Origin of the sequence: Curtobacterium sp. USHLN213 (genome assembly GCF_037144815.1) — a bacterium.
Classification (GTDB): Bacteria; Actinomycetota; Actinomycetes; order Actinomycetales; family Microbacteriaceae; genus Curtobacterium.
Map to the genome: position 1 here is coordinate 55,321 of NZ_JBBCYQ010000009.1, position 22,116 is coordinate 77,436.

17 protein-coding genes are annotated in these 22,116 nt (G+C 69.9%); 9 read left to right on the forward strand and 8 right to left on the reverse strand.

Features of this window, described 5'->3' with window-relative positions; translation table 11 throughout:
- Positions 1–58: 58 nt before the first annotated feature.
- Entirely contained in the window at positions 59–1,546 is a 1,488-nt protein-coding gene (locus WFH25_RS13140) for a sugar transferase (protein WP_336698024.1), read from the reverse strand.
- Positions 1,547–1,654: 108 nt separating this feature from the next.
- Entirely contained in the window at positions 1,655–4,456 is a 2,802-nt protein-coding gene (locus tag WFH25_RS13145; protein ID WP_336698026.1) for a glycoside hydrolase family 2 protein, read from the reverse strand.
- Positions 4,457–4,674: 218 nt separating this feature from the next.
- Between WFH25_RS13145 and WFH25_RS13150 the strand changes: the two genes are divergently transcribed.
- Both WFH25_RS13150 and WFH25_RS13155 read left to right on the forward strand, forming a co-directional pair.
- Positions 4,675–5,073, forward strand: coding sequence for a pilus assembly protein CpaE (locus tag WFH25_RS13150; protein ID WP_336698027.1), 399 nt, complete (start codon positions 4,675–4,677; stop codon positions 5,071–5,073).
- A gap of 82 nt (positions 5,074–5,155) precedes the next feature.
- On the forward strand, positions 5,156–5,986 hold the full coding sequence (locus WFH25_RS13155) for an aldo/keto reductase (protein WP_336698029.1): 831 nt from the start codon (positions 5,156–5,158) through the stop codon (positions 5,984–5,986).
- Positions 5,987–6,055: 69 nt separating this feature from the next.
- Here the strand turns inward: WFH25_RS13155 and WFH25_RS13160 are convergent, their stop codons facing one another.
- Complete coding sequence (locus WFH25_RS13160) at positions 6,056–6,517, reverse strand: DUF3060 domain-containing protein (RefSeq protein ID WP_336698031.1); 462 nt, start codon at positions 6,515–6,517, stop codon at positions 6,056–6,058.
- 99 nt (positions 6,518–6,616) lie between these two features.
- Positions 6,617–8,836, reverse strand: a complete 2,220-nt coding sequence (locus WFH25_RS13165) for an Ig-like domain-containing protein (protein WP_336698032.1) — start codon at positions 8,834–8,836, stop codon at positions 6,617–6,619.
- A gap of 283 nt (positions 8,837–9,119) precedes the next feature.
- On the opposite strand from WFH25_RS13165, the gene dnaK reads away from it, so the two are divergent.
- The 5 genes from dnaK (at position 9,120) to WFH25_RS13190 (ending at position 14,387) form a co-directional block, all read left to right on the forward strand.
- Positions 9,120–10,982: a molecular chaperone DnaK gene (gene dnaK / locus WFH25_RS13170; RefSeq protein WP_336698034.1), complete on the forward strand. Its 1,863-nt coding sequence runs from the start codon at positions 9,120–9,122 to the stop codon at positions 10,980–10,982.
- Between the two features lie 2 nt (positions 10,983–10,984).
- Complete coding sequence (locus tag WFH25_RS13175; RefSeq protein ID WP_083295090.1) at positions 10,985–11,644, forward strand: nucleotide exchange factor GrpE; 660 nt, start codon at positions 10,985–10,987, stop codon at positions 11,642–11,644.
- A 23-nt stretch (positions 11,645–11,667) separates the two neighbouring features.
- Positions 11,668–12,672, forward strand: coding sequence for a DnaJ C-terminal domain-containing protein (locus tag WFH25_RS13180; protein WP_336698035.1), 1,005 nt, complete (start codon positions 11,668–11,670; stop codon positions 12,670–12,672).
- A gap of 126 nt (positions 12,673–12,798) precedes the next feature.
- Positions 12,799–13,209 (forward strand): heat shock protein transcriptional repressor HspR, encoded by a 411-nt coding sequence (locus WFH25_RS13185; RefSeq protein WP_336698130.1) that lies wholly within the window; start codon positions 12,799–12,801, stop codon positions 13,207–13,209.
- Between the two features lie 35 nt (positions 13,210–13,244).
- The gene (locus WFH25_RS13190; RefSeq protein ID WP_229085875.1) at positions 13,245–14,387 is read left to right on the forward strand and encodes a class I SAM-dependent methyltransferase; all 1,143 of its coding nucleotides are present in this window, start codon (positions 13,245–13,247) and stop codon (positions 14,385–14,387) included.
- Positions 14,388–14,393: 6 nt separating this feature from the next.
- Here WFH25_RS13190 and WFH25_RS13195 read toward each other — a convergent pair whose 3' ends face one another.
- The gene (locus WFH25_RS13195; RefSeq protein WP_336698036.1) at positions 14,394–16,397 is read right to left on the reverse strand and encodes an acyltransferase family protein; all 2,004 of its coding nucleotides are present in this window, start codon (positions 16,395–16,397) and stop codon (positions 14,394–14,396) included.
- Positions 16,398–16,487: 90 nt separating this feature from the next.
- Between WFH25_RS13195 and WFH25_RS13200 the strand changes: the two genes are divergently transcribed.
- The gene (locus WFH25_RS13200; RefSeq protein WP_336698037.1) at positions 16,488–17,420 is read left to right on the forward strand and encodes a YveK family protein; all 933 of its coding nucleotides are present in this window, start codon (positions 16,488–16,490) and stop codon (positions 17,418–17,420) included.
- Positions 17,421–17,425: 5 nt separating this feature from the next.
- Complete coding sequence (locus WFH25_RS13205) at positions 17,426–17,986, forward strand: tyrosine-protein kinase family protein (protein ID WP_336698038.1); 561 nt, start codon at positions 17,426–17,428, stop codon at positions 17,984–17,986.
- A gap of 68 nt (positions 17,987–18,054) precedes the next feature.
- On the opposite strand, the gene WFH25_RS13210 is transcribed toward WFH25_RS13205, so the two are convergent.
- From WFH25_RS13210 to WFH25_RS13220, 3 genes are all read right to left on the reverse strand, one after another.
- Entirely contained in the window at positions 18,055–19,233 is a 1,179-nt protein-coding gene (locus tag WFH25_RS13210; protein ID WP_336698039.1) for a right-handed parallel beta-helix repeat-containing protein, read from the reverse strand.
- 283 nt (positions 19,234–19,516) lie between these two features.
- Positions 19,517–20,827: a lipopolysaccharide biosynthesis protein gene (locus tag WFH25_RS13215; RefSeq protein ID WP_336698040.1), complete on the reverse strand. Its 1,311-nt coding sequence runs from the start codon at positions 20,825–20,827 to the stop codon at positions 19,517–19,519.
- A complete protein-coding gene (locus tag WFH25_RS13220; protein ID WP_336698041.1) occupies positions 20,824–22,107 on the reverse strand; it encodes a hypothetical protein in 1,284 nt (427 codons plus the stop codon). The genes WFH25_RS13215 and WFH25_RS13220 overlap by 4 nt, the downstream gene beginning before the upstream one ends.
- Positions 22,108–22,116 lie beyond the last annotated feature (9 nt).

Genomic DNA, 22,116 nt, shown 5'->3' on the forward strand with positions numbered 1-22,116 from the left:
CGGACTGCCGTTGCAGCCCGGGGGTGCGCGTGCCGGTCGCGGGTCAGGCGCGACCGGGTCAGTAGGCGCCTCGGGAGCGCAGCACGGACGGGATGGTCCGGGCGAGGATGACGACGTCGTGGACGAAGGACCAGTTCTCGACGTAGTGCAGGTCGAGCCGGACACCGTCCGCCCAGTCGAGGTCCGAGCGGCCGCTCACCTGCCAGAGCCCGGTGATGCCCGGGGTCACGAGCAGCCGACGGTCGGCGAAGTCCTCGTACAGGGCGACCTCGCGCGGGAGGGCGGGTCGGGGGCCCACCAGGCTCATCGAACCGGTCAGGACGTTCCACAGCTGCGGCAGCTCGTCGAGGGACGTCCGACGCAGGAACGCACCGACCCGGGTGATGCGCGGGTCGTGCTTCATCTTGAAGAGCGGCCCCGCCCCCTCGTTCGCCTGCTCGAGCGCGGCCATCCGGGCTTCGGCGTCGACGCACATCGTCCGGAACTTGAGGATCGGGAACTCCCGCCCGTCGCGCCCCACGCGGGTCTGGCGGAAGAACACGGGGCCACGGTCGTCCGCGCGGATGACCAGGGCGATGACGGCGAACACCGGCGCGAGGAGCAGCAGACCGATGCCGGCGCCGACGACGTCGAGCGTCCGCTTGCCGATCCGCCGCCGGTAGTCGGGCGTCTCGACGTGCATGAGCGGCAGGCCGTCGACGGGTCGTTCGTGCACCCGGCCGGCGGCGATGTCCGCCAGCGGCGAGGACACCACGAGTTCGACGCCGTGCGCTTCCAGTTGCCATCCGAGCCGCCGGAGTCGCTCGTGCCCGCCCCGGATCGCGCCGGCGACCACCACGGCGGCCACCGGTTCGCTCTGGGCCCGGTCGAGGACGGCGTCGACCCCGTCGATCACCGGGACGCTCGTGTCCCCGAGGGGCACCCGGGACCCGGCCCGGACGCAGTCGGAGATGACTGCCCGGACGCGGTACCCCGCCGCGGGGGTGGCCGCGATGCGCCGTCCGACGTAGGTCACGTCGTCGAGGTCGCCGACGAGCAGGACGTCCTGCAGCCCCTCGCCCCGGCAGCGACGTCGAGCGAGCACGGTCCGGACGGCCTTCCGACCGATCGCGAGGAGGAGCAGTCCGAGCGGGAACGCGATGGCGACGTAGCCGCGGGCGAGGTCGACCTGGACGGCGTACGCGACCCCGGCCACCGTCGCGACGGTGACGAGACTCGCGGTGATGAGTCGCCGGAACTCGTCGCCGCCGACACCGACGATGCGCGGGTCTCGGCTGCGGGACACCGTGAGCAGGACCATCCAGGCCACGATCATCACGGGGGCGACCACGAACTCGGTCCACCCGGCAGCGCTCGAACCCGCGGGGAGCTCACCGGGGAACCGGACCACGTGGGCGACGGCGAACGCGACGAGCAACAACCCCAGGTCGAGCCCGGCCAGGCCGAAGCCCGTCGCACGGCTGCGGCGGGTCCGACTGCGGGTCGGACGCCCGACGACCTCGACGGAACGGGACACCGCGCTCAGCGGTCGCATCGCGAGTGACATCGGGAGCCCTCCTGTCGGCAACCGGCCGGGGGGACCGACCGGGTGCCGCCGTCATCCGGGAGGACGGAACGGCACTCCGATCAGAATATCACGCTGGAGTTCTGCATATCAATGGTCGAGCACGTCCGCGAGCGTCCACGCTACGGGAGCCGCACTGAGCGCCGGGATGTCCGCCTCGGTCACGCCGCGCAGTCGGTAGGCGACACGCTCCCCCGGCAGCAGGGTCATGAACCCGCGGTCGACCGTGCCCCCGGATGCGACCCGGTCGGGCTGGAAGAGGAGGTCCCGCACGAGGCCCTCCGCCTCGACGACGAGGTCGAGGCCGTCGCCGTCGGGAGCCGCGGTGAAGGCGGTCCGGTACCGTGCCGGCTCCCAGCGCATGTCCTTGTCGGGTCCCGGGGTCCACACCGCCCGTCGCCAGTCCATGTCCGCGACGACGAGCTCGTTCGTCGGGTCGTCCACCACGCCGACCGACTCCGGCAGCGCCACCACGGCGACACCGGCGGCGGAGAGGCGGACGGGCAGCGACGCCTCGGCGAGGACCGTCCCCGCGAGGGTGACCCGCCGCACGCGGACGACGCTGTCGTGGCCCGTGCGGGTCGAGCGGACGGCGACCTCGATGGGCGCGTTGCCGAACGACCCGGGCGACACCCCGAGCGAGAGCGTGTCCGCCAGGTCGCCCAGATCGGCCGTCTCACCGACGGAGGCCGACGTGGTCGGGCGATCCGCGCCTCCTGGCTGCCCCGACGGATCGCCCGCAGAACCGGACGCGCCCGCCGGACCGGACCCGCCCGCCGGACCGGACGCGCCCGCCGGAGCGGACCCGCCCGCCGGAGCGGACCCGACCGCCGGACCGGACCCGCCCGACGGACCGGACGCGACCGCAGCCGCGACCGAGGACACCGGACGGATCGTCAGCAGCACGTCGTCGTAGAGCCGCCGCAGCTCGTGCGCCAGCGGCTTCAGCCGCCCGGCCGAGTCGATCGCCGACCACGACGAGACCGGCCAGAGGTCGTTCAGCTGCCACACGACGACGCCGGTGTTCCGGGGCCAGTGCGTCCGCCAGTGCTCGACGCCCGTCGCGATGGCGCGCGCCTGCTGCAGCTGCGTCAGGTAGTGCCACCGGTCGAACTCGGCCGGCGCCACGGAGCCGAACCGCGGCTCGAGGCCCCGCGCGAGCTTCCCCATGCCGTCCGCGACCTTCTGGTGGTGGACGACACCGGGCGAGTCCACTGCGAGCGGTGAGTCCCGCACGGCGTCGCGCAGCGTGCGCCACGCGGGCGGTGCCTGCCAGCCGAACTCCGAGACGAACCGCGGCACCGAGTCGCGGTAGGCGGTGTCCGGGAGCCGGTTCCAGACGTCCCACGAGTGGTGCGTCTCGTGGTCGACGTCGTTCGCGAAGAGCGACTCGGAGCCCGACCACGGCGAGGCGACCGTGTAGAAGCGGGAGGGGTCGACCGCGTCGACGATCGTCGGCAGGAGGTCGAGGTAGTAGTCCAGACCCCAGCCGCGGCCCTCGAGCGAGGCCTCCCAGCCGTCGACCTCGTGCAGCCAGATGTTCTCGTTGTTGCCGTTCCAGAGCACGAGCGAGGGGTGCCGTGCGAGCCGGGCGACGTTGTCCCGGGCCTCGGCGATGACCTCGCTGCGGATCGGCTCGCCCTCGGGGTAGGCCGAGCAGGCGAACGGGAAGTCCTGCCAGACGAGCAGTCCGAGCTCGTCGCAGACCTCGTAGAAGTCGTTCGACTCGTAGACCCCGCCGCCCCAGACCCGCACGAGGTTGACGTTGAGGTCGGCTGCCGCGCGCAGACGGTCCTCGACCCGGTCGCGCGACACCCGCGAGACGATGACGTCGTCCGGGATCCAGTTCACGCCGCGGACGTCGATGAGCGTGCCGTTGACGTGCACGTTGAAGGGCTTGCCGATGCTGTCGGACGTCGTCTCGATGCGCGTCGAGCGGAAACCGGTGCGGAACGTCGAGCGGTCGAGGACCTCGCCGTCGACCGTCTGCAGCTCGACCACGACGTCGTACAGGTCCTGCGAGCCGTAGCCACGCGGCCACCACCGCTGGACATCCGGCACCCGCACGGTGACCACGGTCTCGTCGTCGCGCGGGGTCAGCTGCGCGCGGGAGCGCTGGCGGGTGGTGCCGCCCTCGGCCGTCGCTCCGCTGACCGTCACGACGAGCACGAGGTCGTCGTCCTCGCCGTCCTGGTCGAGGTCGTTCAGCCCGGAGCGCTCGACGGTGATGTGCGCGTCCAGCACGCCCTCGCCCGCCTCGACGTCGACCAGGGGCCGGACGTCGCGCAGCCTGGCTGTGGACCAGCGCTCGATCGCGACCGGTCGCCACGGACCGCTCGTGACCGCCGTCAGCCCCCAGTCCCACCCGAAGTTCGACGCCATCTTGCGGATGTACGGGAACGGTTCGTCGTACGGACCGGGCATGCTGCCGGCCTTCGCCGCGACGCGTCCGGCCTCGCGGTAGGGCGACTCGAACAGGAGCTCGAGCGTCTTCTCCCCGCGGCCGACGCCGCCGGTGCTGTCTCGAGCGTCGAAGCGGTAGCGGCGGTGCATGTTCCGCGTCGTCCCCACCACGACGCCGTCGAGGCTGAGCTCGGCGACGGTGTCGAGCCCGTCGCACACGAGGTCCACGCGCTCGAAGCCCCGCGGGTCGACGTCGACGGTGCGCTGGTAGGACCAGTCGGCCCGGCCGACCCACTTGGCGCCGTCCTCGTTCCGGTCGAACGTGGGGTCCGCCAGCAGCCCCTCGCGCTCGAGGTCGGTGTGGACCTGCCCCGGCACGGTGGCGCCGATGGTCCGGCCCACGACGTCGGCCGGCGCGCCTGCTGGCGGCGCCTCACCCGCCATGGTCACGGTCCAGCCGTCGCGGAGTTCCTCGCGTTCGAGGGTCATGCGGGTCCTTCTCTTCGGCGGACGGGTTGGTGTCCGCTGCGGTCGGGACGCCGGCCGGGGGCCCGCCTCGTGGCCGGGTTCTCGGCCGGGAGGCGCGGCACCGGTTGCCCGGGCGTCGTCGCGTCGCGCGCGCGGAACGCTGGTGCGGTCGCGCGTCGGGGTGCTCGGCGATGCTAGTACGGCGACCTTGCAGGACTGCGAGTGGCAGGCTGGAAGACGTGATCAGTGTTGCACTCGCCACCGCCCTGCGTGACGCCGGCCTGCGGTGGCACCCGACGACCGGTGACCGGTTCGTGATCGACAAACCGGGCGTCGACGACGACGTCTACACGGTGTCCGAGATGACCGTGGAGCGGCACGACTACCCCTCGGGGACGGTGCTCGGCTTCAACGGGACGACCGAGTGGGCGCTCGACTCGGTCGACGCCGCGGAGTCCCTCTGGCTCCCGCGCGAGGACCAGCTGCGTGGGCTGCTCGGGCCGGCGTTCGTGTCCCTGTCAGCGGGGTTCACGGTGGTCGCGACGGTCGACGGCGCTGATCGTTCCTTCACGTCCGACGACGCTGCGGAGGCGTACGGGCTGGCCCTGCAGGCGTACATCGCGGCGGCGCTGGCGTAGCGGGGTACGCCGGGCGGCGGCGGCTCGCCCGGGCTGAACGTTGCCGGAATGCCTGCTGGATGGCCTTTGGTTGACTCGGACCATGACCGTTCCGAACATCACCCTGAACGACGGCAAGACCATCCCGCAGCTCGGCTTCGGCGTCTTCCAGATCGACCCCTCCGAGACGAAGGAAGCGACGCTCGCGGCGCTCGAGGTCGGCTACCGCCACATCGACACCGCCGAGATGTACGGCAACGAGAAGGAGGTCGGCGAGGCCATCGCTTCGTCGGGCATCCCGCGCGAGGAGATCTTCGTCACGTCGAAGCTCAACAACGGCTTCCACGACCCCGAGGCAGCATTGGAGAACGGCAAGAAGTCGGCCGACCTGCTCGGCGGCTACACCGACCTCTTCCTCATCCACTGGCCGCTGCCCACCGTGTCGGACTTCGTGCCGACGTGGAAGGCGATGGAGGAGCTCTACCGCGGCGGCACCGCCCGCTCGATCGGCGTGAGCAACTTCCAGGCCCACCACCTCAACCGCCTCGCCGCCGAGACCACGATCACCCCGGCCGTGAACCAGATCGAGGTGCACCCGTACCTCACGCAGGACGAGCTCCGCGCCTACGACCGCGAGCACGGCATCGCGACCGAGGCCTGGTCGCCCATCGCGCAGGGCCTCGTGCTCGACGACGAGACGATCACCCGCATCGCCGGCAACGCCGGCAAGTCCGCGGCGCAGGTCGTCCTCCGCTGGCACATCCAGCGCGGCGACATCGTCTTCCCGAAGTCGGTCACCCGTGCCCGCGTCGAGGAGAACTTCGCGATCTTCGACTTCGAGCTCTCCGATGAGGACATGACGGCGATCTCGTCGCTCGACAAGGGGCACCGCACCGGTCCGGACCCGGACACGTTCGACTACGTCCCGGCCTGATCTCAGGACGCAAGGAAGGGGGCGGCAACCGATCGGTTGCCGCCCCCTTCTTGTTGGCGTCGGCAGCGACTACTCCGCCTGCGCTTCGATGATGTTCTGCTGGCCCTTGTCCGAGATGGACTCCGGCTCCTCGCCGCCGAACAGGACATCGTTCCCGTTGCCGAGGACCGTCACGGTCCCAGCATCTTCGACCGTGACGCGGGTGAGCGAGCTCTGCACGATCAGCACATCGACCGCGCCCAGGTGCACGATCGAATCGCTGCCGGACACGGTGACCTTCTCGCAAGCGCCCTGCAACGTCACCTCGGCGCCGGACTGATCGATGACCGCCTGGCCGTCGACGCATTCGGCATCTGCCTTGGTGTCGGGGACGCGGATCTCGTCGGCAGGAAGGACAGTGGCGGTCGGCGACGGCTTGGCTGCATCGGCCGAGCTCGACGACTTCGATTCGCCACCAGCTGCACAGCCGGCGAGTGCGGCGACGATCACGGTAGCGGTGATGACGGGGAGGAGGAAGCGGTTGGGTCGCATGACGGCGCCTTTCGTTCGGGCCAGGGCGTGTGCAGGAAGAAGAAGTCAGAGAACGGGAGGGCCCGAGGGTTTCGGGCCCTCCCGTTGTTGGTGGTGGTGTTACTGGGCGTTGCGGTCGATGGTGAAGGGTGCCTGGACGCTGGAGGTCTTCCCCGCGGCCGTGGTCTGCTTCACCTCGAGGTTGTACGTACCCCCACGAGCAAGCGGGATGTCAGACTCGATGCTGAACGTGCCATCGGCGTTGACCGTCCCGGTCGCGACCGTGGTCCGGCTGGTACCGATCCAGATCTCCGCCTCCGGCGTCGCGGTCCCGACGAACGTGGGCTGGAGCTGCAGGACGGACTCGTTCGCACCCGGCGCGGTCAGCACGAGCTGCCGGAACGCCGTCGGCGACACCGTGAACTTCGCCCGCAGCGTCCCCGTCAACGTGTTGTTCACGCGCTGCTCGACGTAGAGGTTGTAGTCCATCGGCGACAGGTCGAACGGGGTCTCGATCTTCCAGGTGCCGTTCGTCACCGTCGCCGACCCGATCGTGCGCGACGCACCACGAACCGTGATCTCAGCACCCTCGTGCCCACGACCCTCGAACGTCGGACGGAGCGTGTCCACGACCTCGCCATCACCCGGAGCGGTGACCGTGTGCTCCACGATCGGCGCCGTCACCTCACCCACGGTGAACGCGTGCCGCACCGTCTTGGTCAGACCACCCTTGGTGACCTGGTCGAAGTACAGGTCGTACTTGCCCTCACCGAGCGCCATCACCGACGACGCCGACCACGCACCCTGCGCGTTCACCGTCGCCGACGCGACCTCACGCGAGGACCCGCGAACGACGACCTTCGCATCCGCCTGACCAGAACCCGCGAACTCCACGATGCCCGCACCCACGGTGTCGTTCTTCTCCGGCGTCGTGACCGTCACCGTCGAACCAGCCTGCCCGTAGTTCAGCACGAACGACTTCGGCTCAGACTCAGCACCCTCGATCACCACGCTGAACGTGTTCACCCCGCCGACCGCGCGAGCCGGATCGATCGGGATCTGGTACGCGTCCCCTGCAGCGACCACACGACCGATCTCGACCCCGGCCGCGTTCCGCAGCACCACCGTCGAGCCCGTCGGCGCGGAACCGAACGCCACCGCCGGACGCGTCGGATCCTCCGCATCAAACCGGCCATCAGCCGACAACTCAACCTGCGTCTGCCCCGGATTCACCGTGACGGCACTGGTGGTGGTGTTGGCGCCCTTGGACTTCTGGGTCGCGGTGATCGTCGTCTCACCCATCGGAAGCGTGACGTTCGCGGACCACTGGCCGTTGCCGTTGACGTCAACGGCGCGCTCGGCACCGTTGTTCAGGCGGACGGTGACGTTCGAGCCGGTCTGGGCGTTGCCGCGGATCTCGTACTGGCCCGAGACGTTTTCGTTGTTCTCCGGCGACGTGATCGCGACACCGGCGCCGTAGGCAGCGATGACCTTGATCGTCTTCTTGTCCGCGTTGTTCTCGACCAGTGCGACGGTGAGCTCGTCGTCGCCGGCCTTGTCCGGGGCGGGGATCGCGATCGAGTAGTCGCCGTTCGCGTTCGCATCGCCCGACGCGATCACGGTCTCGCCGCGGCGGATCTCCACCCGGCCCGACGCTTCCGTCGAACCCTTCACGACCGCGCGAGCATCCACACCCGCAGCAAACTCAACCGAACCCGCGAGCTTCGCGGACTGGCCGATGGGCATCCCGCCCCACTCACCTTCGAGCGGAGTTTCGCCCGATGGCGTCTTTGGGATGATGCCGTGCGGTGTCCCGATCGCCGCCTCGGGCTGCTGGAGGAACGAGAGTGGCGCGATGTAGGACACAATCTTGCCATCGGCAACGGAGAACATCTGATTGATAGCCGTAGCCGAGCACCTGGCAGGTCGCAATAGGAGACGGGCGGGGTTGTTCGCTTCTACAGCCTCGATGCATTGAATGGCGTTACCGGGAGCGGTACGGGTCAGGAAATGCTGCCATTTCCCCGCTTCTGGAAGAGCCCACTCCGACACTGCCTGGCGAGCGCTAGCTTCAGTCTGGTGCCCCAGGAACAACGCGCCGCCCCCGGTGAGTGACGCCGAAACATGCTTCCACAAGCCGGCGCCGGAAGCGGTGCCGTGGAACCGGCCCCAAGTCGACGGGTCAAGATCGCTGGGGTCAAGAATGGCTTTGGACTCCGCGATCTCGGTGGGCGAGGCGCTTGCTGACGTGGCGCCGAAGGACAGGCCGGAGGCGAGGGTCGCGACGGCGAGCGCCGAAGCACCCAGGCCCTTCGCGATGCGCTTCTTCTTGCTTGACATGGTGAGGTCCCTTTCGAGGGATCGGGCCGCGCGCTCTCGTTCGGGACGATCGGGTCGCCCGCGGCTCGCGGTCATCGTGGTCGCGGGACACCCCGCTGCCATACCAAAATATCAAACACTGACGTGAAATACAACACTGTGCGATGAGATCGCCTTGAGCCATTCGGACGCAACTTTCAGCTCCCAGAGTTGACGCGCCTCAAGTCCTGAGTAGAGTTGAGTCCATCGGACGCAAGTCCAACGGCTTCAGCAAGACCCGCACCGACAGAAGGAGCACCATCACATGGGACGTGCAGTAGGCATCGACCTCGGAACCACCAACTCGGTCGTCAGCGTGCTCGAGGGCGGTGAGCCCACGGTCATCGCCAACGCCGAGGGCATGCGCACCACGCCGTCGATCGTCGCCTTCACCAAGGACGGCGAGGTGCTGGTCGGCGAGACCGCCAAGCGCCAGGCCGTGACGAACGTGGACCGGACGATCGCGAGTGTCAAGCGCCACATCGGCACCGACTGGACGACGGACATCGACGGCAAGAAGTACACCTCGCAGGAGATCTCGGCCCGCATCCTGGGCAAGCTCAAGCGCGACGCCGAGCAGTACCTCGGTGAAGACGTCACCGACGCGGTCATCACCGTGCCGGCGTACTTCAACGACGCCGAGCGCCAGGCCACCAAGGACGCCGGTGAGATCGCCGGCCTCAACGTCCTCCGCATCATCAACGAGCCGACCGCTGCTGCTCTGGCGTACGGCCTCGACAAGGGCAAGGAAGACGAGCTCATCCTGGTCTTCGACCTCGGTGGCGGCACGTTCGACGTCTCCCTGCTCGAGGTGGGCAAGGACGACGACTTCTCCACGATCCAGGTCCGTGCGACCTCCGGTGACAACCGCCTCGGTGGTGACGACTGGGACCAGCGCATCGTCGACTACCTCGTGAAGAAGTTCAAGGACGAGCACGGCGTCGACCTCTCGACGGACAAGATCGCCAAGCAGCGCCTCAAGGAAGCCGCCGAGCAGGCGAAGAAGGAGCTGTCGTCGCAGATGTCGGCGAGCATCCAGCTCCCGTACCTGACGCTGACGGCCGACGGTCCGCTCAACCTCGACGAGACCATCTCGCGCGCCCAGTTCGAGCAGATGACCTCCGACCTGCTCGACCGCACGAAGAAGCCGTTCAACGACGTCATCAAGGAAGCCGGTGTCTCCGTCAACGACATCGCGCACGTGGTGCTCGTCGGTGGCTCGACCCGCATGCCCGCCGTGGCCGAGGTCGTCAAGTCGCTGACCGGCGGCAAGTCCCCGAACCAGGGCGTCAACCCGGACGAGGTCGTGGCCGTCGGTGCCGCGCTGCAGGCCGGTGTCCTGAAGGGCGAGCGCAAGGACGTCCTCCTCATCGACGTCACGCCGCTGTCGCTCGGCATCGAGACCAAGGGCGGCCTGATGACGAAGCTCATCGACCGCAACACCGCGATCCCGACCAAGCGCAGCGAGACCTTCACGACCGCTGACGACAACCAGCCGTCGGTCGCGATCCAGGTCTTCCAGGGCGAGCGCGAGTTCACCCGCGACAACAAGCCGCTCGGCACGTTCGAGCTCACCGGCATCGCGCCGGCTCCCCGTGGCGTCCCGCAGGTCGAGGTCACCTTCGACATCGACGCGAACGGCATCGTGCACGTGTCCGCGAAGGACAAGGGCACCGGCAAGGAGCAGTCGATGGTCATCTCCGGCGGCTCGTCGCTGCCGAAGGAGGACATCGAGCGCATGGTCCGCGAAGCCGAGGAGCACGCGGCCGAGGACAAGGCCCGCCGCGAGGCCAACGAGCGTCGCAACCAGGCCGAGCAGCTCGTCTACTCGATCGAGAAGCTCATCAAGGAGAACGACGAGAAGCTCCCCGCGGACGTCAAGTCCGAGGTGCAGGCCGACGTCGACGCCCTCAAGTCCGCGCTCGCCGGCGAGGACGACGAGGCCGTGAAGACCGCCTTCGACAAGCTCAACGAGTCGCAGGGCAAGCTCGGCCAGGCCATCTACGCCCAGCAGGACGCAGGTGCCCCGGCCGGAGAGCAGCCCACCGCCGACCAGGCAGCGCAGGACGACGAGGACATCGTCGACGCCGAGGTCGTGGACGACGAGGACGACAAGGACAAGAAGTAACGATGACGGATCCCAAGGACAACGTGCCGAACGAGGACGAGCCCCAGGTCGAGGGCGACGCCACGAACGCGGCCGAGCCCGAGGACCTCATCGAGGCGGAGGGGCCCGACGTCGAAGTACCGACCGACGGCCCCGCCGCCGGGGGCCCGGCGGCGGACGCGGCGAACGACCTCTCCCCGGAGGACGAGGCACTCCTCGCCGACGCCGCCCGTGGCATCGCGGAGGACAAGCTCAGCACGGAGGACCGCGACCTGGTCGCCGAGATGCGGGCGGACATGCTCCGTGCGCAGGCCGAGCTGGTGAACTTCCGGAAGCGTGTCGAGCGCGACCGCGAGGCCAACCGCGAGGTCGCCATCGCCGAGGTCGTCCGGGCACTCCTGCCGGCGCTCGACGACCTCACCCGCGCCGAGGCGCACGGTGACCTCGCCGAGGGCCCCATGCAGGTCATCGGCCAGAAGATCCGCGGCGGCTTCGAGAAGTTCAAGCTCGTGCAGATCGGCGAGAAGGGCGAGTCCTTCGACCCGAACATCCACGAGGCGATCGTGCAGCTCCCGACACCGGGCGCCACCGGCCAGACCGTGGCGGACGTCGTCGAGCCGGGCTACAAGCTCGGTGAGCGCGTCCTCCGTGCGGCCAAGGTCGCGGTGGCGGTCCCGGCCTGAGCGCGGGGAGGAGGTAGGGATTCATGGCCAGTCAGGACTGGTTCGACAAGGACTTCTACAAGGTCCTCGGCGTCGACAAGACGGCGAGTGACGCTGAGCTGAAGAAGACCTACCGGAAGCTCGCGCGGCAGTACCACCCGGACTCCAACCCGGGCGACGCCGCCGCCGAGAACCGCTTCAAGGAGATCAGCGAGGCGTACTCGGTGCTCTCCGACAAGGAGCAGCGCCAGGAGTACGACCAGGTCCGCGCCATGGGCTCCGGCGCCCGCTTCACCGCGGGTGGCCCGGGCCAGGGCGGCGGCTTCGAGGACGTCTTCGGCGGCATGTTCGGCCAGGGCGGGGGCGGACAGCGTGTCCGCTTCGGCCAGGGCGGAGCAGGTGGTGCCGGCGGCTTCGAGGACATCCTCGGCGGGATGTTCGGCGGTGGCGGCGGCTTCGGCCAGACCACCGGCGGCTACCGCGGCTTCGGTGGGCCGACGAAGGGCCGTGACGTCACCGCGACGACGACCCTCGACTTCACCACCGCGATCGCCGGCGACACCGTCAAGCTCTCGCAGGGCAACGGCCGTCCGGTGAACGTCCGCATCCCCGCGGGGGTCGCGGACGGGCAGAAGATCCGGCTGCGCGGTCGCGGCGAACCCTCGCCCGACGGCGGAGAGGCCGGTGACCTCGTGGTCACCGTCACCGTCCGCAAGCACCCGGTGTTCGAGCGCGACGGGCAGAACCTGCGCCTGGACGTCCCCGTGACGTTCGTCGAGGCGGCGCTCGGCGCGACGATCGAGGTCCCGACGCTCGGCGGCTCCACCGTCAAGCTGAAGGTCGCGCCCGGCACACCGTCGGGTCGCGTCCTGCGCGTCAAGGGCCGCGGCGTCGCCACCAAGAACGGGACGGGCGACCTGCTCGCGACCGTCCAGGTCGCGGTGCCGTCGCACCTGACGGACAAGCAGCGGGAAGCGGTCGAGGCCCTCGCCGAGGCCCTGCCCGACGAGGACCCCCGTGCGGACCTCCTCACCAAGGCGCGCAGCTAGCTGCGCGCAACACCAGCAGTAGACCCGGCCTGGAGGCGCGGCGCGGCTCCGTCAGGAACGCGCGCCGTGCCTCCAGTCTGGTTTCCAGACCATGCGAACGACGGAAAGGAACACGCCATGACCGACATGGACGAGAACTCGCCCGTCTTCGCGATCGCGATGGCGGCGGAGCTCGCCGAGATGCACCCGCAGACGCTGCGGCAGTACGACCGGCTCGGCCTGGTCGTGCCCGGCCGTACGCGCGGCGGGTCGCGCCGGTACTCGATGCACGACGTCGCGCAGCTGCGCGAGATCGCACGCCTCGGGTCCGAGGGCGTCTCGCTCGAGGGGATCCGCCGCGTCCTCGAACTCGAGAACGAGAACCGCGCGCTCCGTGCGCGCGTCAGCGAGCTGGAGACGGCCCTCGCCGACCAGCTCATCAACCGGCCGGGCGCCCGCGTGTTCGCGGCGACCACCACCGGCGGAGCAGTGCCGCTCCGTGCCGGCATGCGGCCGCAGCGGAACACGCAGATCGTGCTCTACCGCGGGCCGCGCTGACCCGTCCCCACCGGGACCATCGGTACGCTGGCGCCGTGCCACCGGACTTCGCCGACTTCTTCCGCCGCCGCGACGACGACGCGCCGGACCTCATCGCGATCGACGGCACGGACCGCTTCATCCTCGACGAGGCGCCGCACGTGCACGGAGACGCGCTCCGGCAGCCCGGCGAGGTCGCCGTCGTCGACGACCGGTACGGCGTGCTGACCCTCGGGGCGATCACGGTGCACGGTGCGTCGGACGTCCGGGTCGTGCAGGACTCCCTTGTCGGGGTGCGTGCGCTCGAGGCCAACGCCGGCACCTTCGGACGCCGGGGCTTCCACCACCCCTCGTCGCTCGAGCAGGCGTTCCGCGACGTCCGGCTCGTGCTGCTCCGGCTGTCGAAGTCGAACGACCGGCTCGACGAGCTCGCCCGTGCCGTCGCCCGGTTCGCCGCGCCCGACGTCGTGCTGCTGTGCGGCGGGGTGTCGAAGCACATGAACCTCTCGCAGAACGACGTCCTGCGCCGGTACTTCGGCGAGGTGACGGCGTCCCGCGGCCGTGGGAAGTCGCGGCTGCTGATCGCGCAGGACCCGCTCCGCGCCCAGGCGACCCGGGCGGACGCGACGAATCCGTGGCCGCGGTCGGTGCACGTCGACGACCTCGGGATGACGCTCGTCGCGCACGGCGGGGTGTTCGCCGGGACCTCGCTCGACCAGGGCACCCGGGTGCTGCTCGACGCGATGGACGATGCGGTGCCCGGCGCTCGGACCGCCGTCGACCTCGGCTGCGGGAACGGGGTGATCGCCACCGCACTCGCGCGGCGTCGACCGGGCATCCGGGTGATCGCCACGGACGTGTCGCAGATCGCCGTGGCGTCGACGATCGCCACGGCCGAGGCGAACGGCGTGGCGGACCGGGTGCTCGTCGTCCGGAGTGACGCCGGCGACGAACTCGACGAGGGCTCCGCGCAGCTCGTCCTCTGCAACCCGCCGTTCCACGCGGACACGACCGTGACCACGGACGCGGCCGAGGCGATGTTCCGGAACGCGGCCACGATCCTCCAGTCCGGCGGGGAACTGTGGTGCGTCTGGAACTCGCACCTGCGGTACCGGCCGGTGCTGGAGCGGTTCGTGGGGGCGACGCGGCAGGTGGTGCGGACGCCGAAGTTCACGGTGACGGCGTCGCGGCGGGCGTGACCGTTCTCACCGTGCGGCCTGGACCACCTCGCCGATCGGTGTCACCATCGCACGTGCCCACTCCCGCGTGAGGTGGCCGTGATCCCGGTACATCAGCGTGTCCCCCGAGATGACACCGCACCGTGACGCTGAGCAGAACCAGTCGTTCAGGTCGGCGTAGGTGTGGCGCGCCGACTCGGCGGTCTCGCGCTCCATGGCAGCCCATGCGTCGTCGAGGCCCTCAGATCGGTCGATCGCGCAGGCGTCGGCGTTGTCGAGGTTCGCCGAGAGACATCGCGGTACGGACTCGGCGAACTCGGGCGTGTCACGGAGGACGCTCACCCGAGAGTCGCGAGGAAGCGCTGCGAGCGTCCGGGCGAGCCCCTCGCGCCACTGCGTGGCCCGGTCCTCGGCGTGCACGAGGTCGAGGTGAGCCGATCCGGTGACGAGGACGACATCGGGCTGCTCCGCACGTAACCGGTCCAGGACCTTGCCCCGCCAGGTGTCGCACTCGACGGAGTGCCGGCCCATCGCTCGCACGGGCACGTCGACCATCGTGCAGGCGTTCTTGGTGAATGCGAGGACACGCATCCCGGCCGTCCTGGCTGCGAGCGCCTCGACGGCGGGCACCCAGTGTGCTGCGTGCGAATCCCCGACGATCGCGACCGTCATCGAGCCGGACGGATCACCCAACACGCACGTGTTCACCGACGTGTCACGGGCCCCGACGTTGTGGCACCGGACGCTGCGCGGTGCGGAGGCCGCCCCCGTCGCGGCGTCGAGTCGCGGGCGCACGTTGTCGGGGACGAACGGTGTGAAGAGCGGCTCCGGTGCCGGGATCGTCCGCGCGGCGGTCCGCTGGCTCGTGAGGACAGGCTGCGGGATGACCGCGTTCCCGGCGAGGACCACGGCGATCGCGGTCACGGTCGAAGCCACCCCGGCGAGCACGGCCCGTCCGTCCGTACGCCCAGCTGCCCGGAGCGGGTGCTCGACGAAGCGCGTCGTGACGTGTGCGAGCACGACCGCGACCGCCAGTGCGGCACAGCGTGCCCAGAGCGGCAGGGGCGTCGCGAGCCCGATCGCGGCCTGCGGGATCACGAGGAGCGGCCAGTGCCAGAGGTAGAGCGAGAAGGAGACACTGCCGACGTACTGCAGCGGGCGCAGGCCGAGGATGCATCCGGGACCGGCGACGTGTCGCGACGCCCCGGCCCACACGAGCGCAGCCGTGGCGAGGACCGGCAGCAGGACGGCGGCCCCTGGGTAGGACGTACGCGCATCGAACCCGAGCGCCGCGGTCAGGATCCCCGCGAGCCCGAGCCACCCGACGATCGGTGTCCAGCGTCCTCGGAGAACGGCGCCGCGGTGCACCGCGATGGCGACGACACCACCCAACCCGAGCTCCCACGCGCGAGACGGCAATGAGAAGAACGCCCACGGTTGGGCGTACGAAGTCAGGACGATCCCGAGTGTCAGGGAGACCACGACCGCGACCGTGAGCGTGGTCGTGATGACCGCGAAGCGCTGCCGGACGGGCAGCCGACGGGCGAGCCACCAGACGCTGGCGAGCACGAGCGGCCAGAGCAGGTAGAACTGCTCTTCGACCCCGAGGGACCAGTAGTGCTGGAACGGCGACGGTGCGCTGCCAGTGAGGTAGTCCGTGCCCTCGGCGGCGAAGTAGAGGTTCGGGATCGAGAGCAGTGCTGCGATCCCGGCCTCGACGAGCTGCTGTCGCACGAGTGGAGGCATCAGGACCGCCGCACCGGCGAGGGTCACGAGTGCGACGAGGAGCGCCGACGGGAGGATCCGGCGGACCCGGCGAGCCCAGAACCCGAGGAGGTCGATGCGTCCGCGAGCGCTCAGCTCACGGATCAGGTGCCCGGTGATGAGGAACCCGGAGATCACGAAGAAGACGTCCACCCCGACGAAGCCGCCGGTGACACCGAGGTGCGCGTGCTCGAGCAGCACGAGCGACACCGCGATGGCCCGGAGGCCCTGGATGTCCGGGCGGAACGTCGGGGAGGTGCGTGTCATGGCTGCTCCGATCTCGTGGTGCTCGTAATACTACCATGTGATATATTTAATCAGCGGCATCAGGGCCGCTCGACATCGACCGGAGGCACCGTGGAGACCACGAACCTGCTCAAGGCCTTCCGCAAGGGCTGGCTGCTCATCCTCATCGGCGCACTCCTCGGCGCGGGTGGAGGGTTCGCCGCCGCGGTGCTGGCGACACCGGAGTACTCGGCGACGACCAAACTGTTCGTCTCCGTGCGAACCTCGGACGCAGCGTCAGCGACCGACGTCTCGCAGGGCAACTCCGCGGCCCAGCAGAAGGTGCGCTCCTACGCAGACGTCGTCCTGACGGAGAGCATCCTGCAACCCGTCATCGAGGAACTCGCGCTGGACATCACGCCGGCCGGACTCGCTCGACGGGTGCAGCCCACCATCAACACCAACACCGTCGTCATCTCCATCGCGGTCAGCGACGAGTCGGCGGCCCGGTCAGCACAGATCGCGAACAGCATCGGCCGCAGCTTCGTCCGGGTGGTCGAGCGGTTGGAGAAGCCGAGCGCGGACTCCGCGAGCCTCGTGCGCGCGTCGACCGTCCAGAGCGCGGTCGTGCCATCAGCTCCGTCGTCTCCGAACCGGACGCTGAACATGGTCGTCGGACTCGCGGTCGGGGCCTTCCTGGGGTTCGCCGCGGCGCTGCTCCGGGGACTCGTCGACACGCGCATCCACGGTCCCCGCGACGTCGCCGCGGCCACGGACGCCCCACTGCTGGCGACACTCGGCTTCGATTCCGAGGCCAAGCGTCAGCCCCTCGTCGTGTCTGCGAATGGGCGCAGTCCCCTCGCCGAGGCGTACCGCACGCTCAGGACCAACCTGCAGTTCGTCGACCTCGGCGCCGGCAACGGCAGCTTCGTCGTCACGTCGGCGATGCCGAGCGAGGGCAAGACCACGTCGACCGCGAATCTCGCGATCGCTCTCGCCGAGACCGGCGCGCGCGTCGTCCTCATCGACGCGCCGACCTCCGGCGCCCCCGTGTCGCCGAGGTGATGGGGTTGGAGAACTCCGCCGGCCTCACCGACCTGCTCATCGGCCGTGCCGAACTCGACGACGTGGTGCAGCCGTGGGGACACACCAAGCTCGACGTCCTGCCCGCGGGACTGGTCCCGCCGAACCCGAGCGAGCTGCTCGGTTCGACGGCGATGCAGGCGCTGCTCGAGCTCTTGACCGCCCAGTACGACCACGTCCTGCTCGACGCTCCGCCGATCCTGCCGGTCACGGACGCAGCTGTGCTCGCCACGATGACCTCCGGCGCGGTCGTGGTGACGTCCGCTCGGAGCAGCAGGACGCCGCAGCTCCGTGCTGCCGTCGACCGGCTCGAGCGGGTCGGGGCAACGGTGCTCGGCGTCGTGGTCAGCATGGCCGCGTTCCGTGGACGCCAGCGGTACGGCGGTGCGTACGGCAGCGCGTACGGCACCTACTACGGCGGTCAGGAGACGGTCGACCTCTCAGCTGCCACGCCGAAGCGCGGTCGCCGGCTGCGCGACGAGGACTCCGCGACCTTCCCTGTCGCGCCGGCGACGCCCACACGTCCCCAGCGCGGAACGACTCCCTGATCAGAGGCGAGCGCCCGCGTCGACATCCCCAGACGACGGGGCGGCGCGGGCGTTCGCACGTCTCGGTTTCACGGGAGGGACGTGAAGGTCGATCGACGCTCCAGACCGGTGGCCGCGCTCCATGTCCGGTACTCGGGCAGGCGTTCCGCCCGCTGCCACTGCAGCCGGACGGAGTCGGCAAGCGCGATCGTGTTCTCGTCACTGGTCAGCCCAGCGGGAACGCCGTCGTGCGCGTACAGGTACGCGTGAGCGGCACCGGAAAAGACGTTCCCACGCACCGTGAGGGTCGGCCGCACGCCGTCCACGTAGAACAGCAGGTGGCTCCCCTTTCCAGCCTTGTCCGGACGGATCGCAGCGCTCCAGCTCGAGCCTGCGTCGTACGCCCGGTTCCCTCGCACGCTGCACGTCGAGGACCCGGCTCTCTCTGCTCCGCCGGTCGACCAGTACTCGAAGGTCTGCATCGTCCGTTCGACGGTGTTGCCGGTGAACTCGACGTCCGACCACGAGACACCTTTCGAGACGCCCGGGCCCTGGATCGTCATCGCGCTGTCCCAGCAGTCGACGATGGTGTTCCCGCTGACGAGCACGCCGGACGCGCCGGACCAGACCTGGACTCCGTTGCCCATCCGCGACACCCCGTCCGATGCCAGGGCACCACCGGCCTCCCCGATGACGCAGTCCCGGACGACCGCCCCCTCGGTCCGGCTGGCCGACGTCGTCTGGACCGCGTTCCGCCCCGTTCCGATGACCGCGAGGTCCTGGATGACGAGCCGAGACCGGACTTCCACGATGGGATCGGCGACGGCGAGCCACACCCGACGCCCACCGGCGCTCGGGTTCGTGGCGCAGCGCACGGTGACGAGGGAGCCCCTCGACCGGAACTGCCAATCCCGTTCGAGCGCGGCCACATCGGTCTTGCGATCACCGTGGAAGGTCGAATCGACCTTGAGGAACCCGACCTCGGTCGTCCACGGGCTCACGTAGCCGTGGTGCGTCCGTCCGACGTTCGCCGCACTGATGTCGACCGACCAGAGATCGTCCCCCGCCCTCGTCCAGCACGCAGCGCTCTGAACGTACTTGTACGCCGTGACGACGGGCGGCTCCGGCTCATCTCCCCACGACTCGAACCGCAGAGCGCCGACCGCGCCAGGGCGGATGACTCCCGGGTGCCGACGCCCGCGCCGGAGCCGCACCGTGCTGCCCGGCGGGATGGCCGACGCGGCGAGTGCTGCGTTGACCCGCGCCAAGGAGGCCCACGGTCGCGTGGCAGCCGTCCCGTCGTCCGCATCATCGCCAGCCGCGGGGTCGAGGTAGTAGGTCGTCGAAGCCGCGGCTCTCGCCGGCCGAGTCAACAGGCTCAGACCGACCGAGGCGCTTCCGACTGCGGCCCCGGTCAGCAGGGTCCTCCGGCTCAGGACGGTCGCTCGTGGGATTGGTCGGTGTTCCATTCGTGCCTCTCCGCGCCGCTCCGGCGGCGACGCAGAGGCGAAACTATTCGCTCCGCGTTCTTCGACACCAGCTTCCGGTATGTCACATCGTGTTGTGCCGCGAAAGTCGACGGATCGCTCGGAGGAACGACCGGATGTCACTGCGTCGAACGCCGTAGAACGACCTCGGGTGGATCCCGTGGCGGTGCCACACCTGCAGCACGTTGAGCGAGCTCGAGACGAAGCAACCGGCCAGGGTTCCGATCGCCGCCCCGAGGGCCCCGTGGGACGGCACCAGAGCGACGAGGAGCGCCGTGTTGACGAGCGCAGCGACGACGAGCGACGCGCTGCGTCGGCCTGGAGCACCTCTCGCGCTGAGCGTGACTCCTGCGAGGGCACCCTGTCCGCCGACCGCCGTCGCGAGCAGCAGCACCAAGCAGGCCGGCATGGCGTCGACGAACTCGGCACCGAAGACGAGCGGGACCCACCACCAGGCGCTCGCTGCGAGCGCACCGGCCGCAACGACCGTCAGGGCCGAGGAGATCCGTGAGGCGGCGAGCATCCGGGCGTCGTCCTGCTCTGCGGCGTCAGCGGCGAAGGAGACGTCCCGGACGGCGTTGCTGATGACGAGCGGCAGGTCGGCGACGTTCACCGCGACGACGTACAAGCCGAGCTCCGCGGCGTCGGACAACGGCGCGATCAACGCCTGGTCGAGGCGGGTCAGGAGCACTCCAGCAATGGATCCGAACCAGACCCTGGCCCCGAACGACATCAGAGCACGGGTGCTCGGCGTCTCGGCGCCTTCGGGACACGCCGCTCCTGTTCCGCGTCGCAGTCCGACGTACGCGACGGCTCCGATGATCGGCGCCACGGCGAGCACCGCGACCGCGTGGGCGACGTCGAGGGATCCGGCTGCGGCGAACGACGCGAGCGCGATGAGCCGCACTCCGGCGGTGATGGCTCGTTCCACGGTCACCAACCGCCACCGGTGCATGCCCGCGGCGACGGCCTGGAGCAACGCCACCATCAGCGTCGGCACCAACATGACCGATGCGAGGGTGACGAGGCGGACCAGGTCTCGGTCTCCGGCGGCGGAGAACGGCGCGGCGGCGATCAGGAGCGCGGTGACGACCACGCCTGCGCCGCCCAGGACCGCGACGGCACGCCGCACGAATCCGCCGTGCGACGACGGGTGCCGTGCGATCGTCCGGGTGACGGCAGCCGGGACGCCGAACGTCGCGACCGCCGTGGCGAGGAAGAGTGGCGCCGTCACCGCTGCGACCGCTCCTCGCCCGTCGACTCCGAGTGTCTGCGCGAGGATCGGCGCTGTGGCGATCGAAGCGATCGGGGGGAACACGTTGCCGATCAGTGCAGCGACGATGTTGCCGACCCGATTGCGTCCTCCAGCACTCACTGGGGCACCGTCGCACGTCGCGTGGGCCGAACGAGGCCGTCGAGGGAGGGCCCCACACGCGCCGAGTGCCCGCTGGGTGTCGGCACGAGTGCGAGCAGGACCAAGACGAGGACGCCGGTCGGAGCGTTCGCGCTGAGGGAGCTGAATCCCAGGATCGATGTCAGGACGACGAGGGAGCCGAGCCGAGCCCCCCGCGCACCAATGGTGTCGCCCCGCGCACCGCTGAGTGCGAGGGTGATCAGGGCCCCGAAGAACAGCAGGGTCGCGAAGAGTCCGAAGTCGATCGAGAACATCAGGAACGGGTTCTCGAAGGTCGTGCCGATGAGCGCGTTGCGGGTGACCTGCTCGCTCGCACCGAAGCCCTGGCCGACGATCATGGTGTCGGCCCAGCGCTCCACCGCGAGGCCGACGGTCTTGAGCCTGGCCGACGACGATCCCCCGTCGTCGGCGAATCGCTCCGTGACGGTCATGCTCGCTTCGCTCGCCAGGAACCCGACAGCTCCGATCGACGCGAGCGCGGTAGCCCCTGCCTTCGCCAGGACACCGACGCGGGCCCGCAGGATCATCACCGCTACCGCGACGATCGCGGCGAGCAGCGCGAACCGGGATCCGGTGAGGGCGATCCCCACGATGAGCAGGACCGGCGCAGCCAGGCGCAGCCACCCCGAGCGGAGTGCAGCACTGAGCGGGACCGCAGCGGACATCCAGAGTGCGGCGACGAGGGGGTGGTCGAAGGTCCCCACCATGCGTCCGGGATCGGTCTTCCACCACCGGAGGCCTTCGAGCGTGGTGAGCCACGGCTGGGGAACAGCGCCGGCCCAGACGGTCAGCACGAGCGCGGCTTGGGCACTCCCGATCAGGACCAGCAGCCGTGCAGCGCGGCGGGGGAAATCGGCGTCGTCCATGCCGCGGCTCCGGATCCACAGGAAGAGCAGTGCTGGCCCGAGGATCTGGAGCACCAGTGTGCCGAGGTCGCCGGCGCGTCCGGTGAACCACGACGTGGCGAACGCGATGACGAGGAACGTCCCGAGCATCACGCAGACAACCAAGTGCTGCGCGACGATCCGTGCGATCCCACGCGGGTCACGGATGCACTCGACGATGACGATGGCGAGTGTGAACGTCGTGGCTGGCTGCCAGCTCGTTCCGACGGAGGTGCGAACAACCTCGAACGGCAGGAGCGACGCGGTGACGAGCACGGCGCCGATCGCCCACGTGGGGCGACGGAGTCCGACGACCCCGACGACGAGCGACAGCACGAGTTGCGCGATGAAGAGCATTCGGTCACC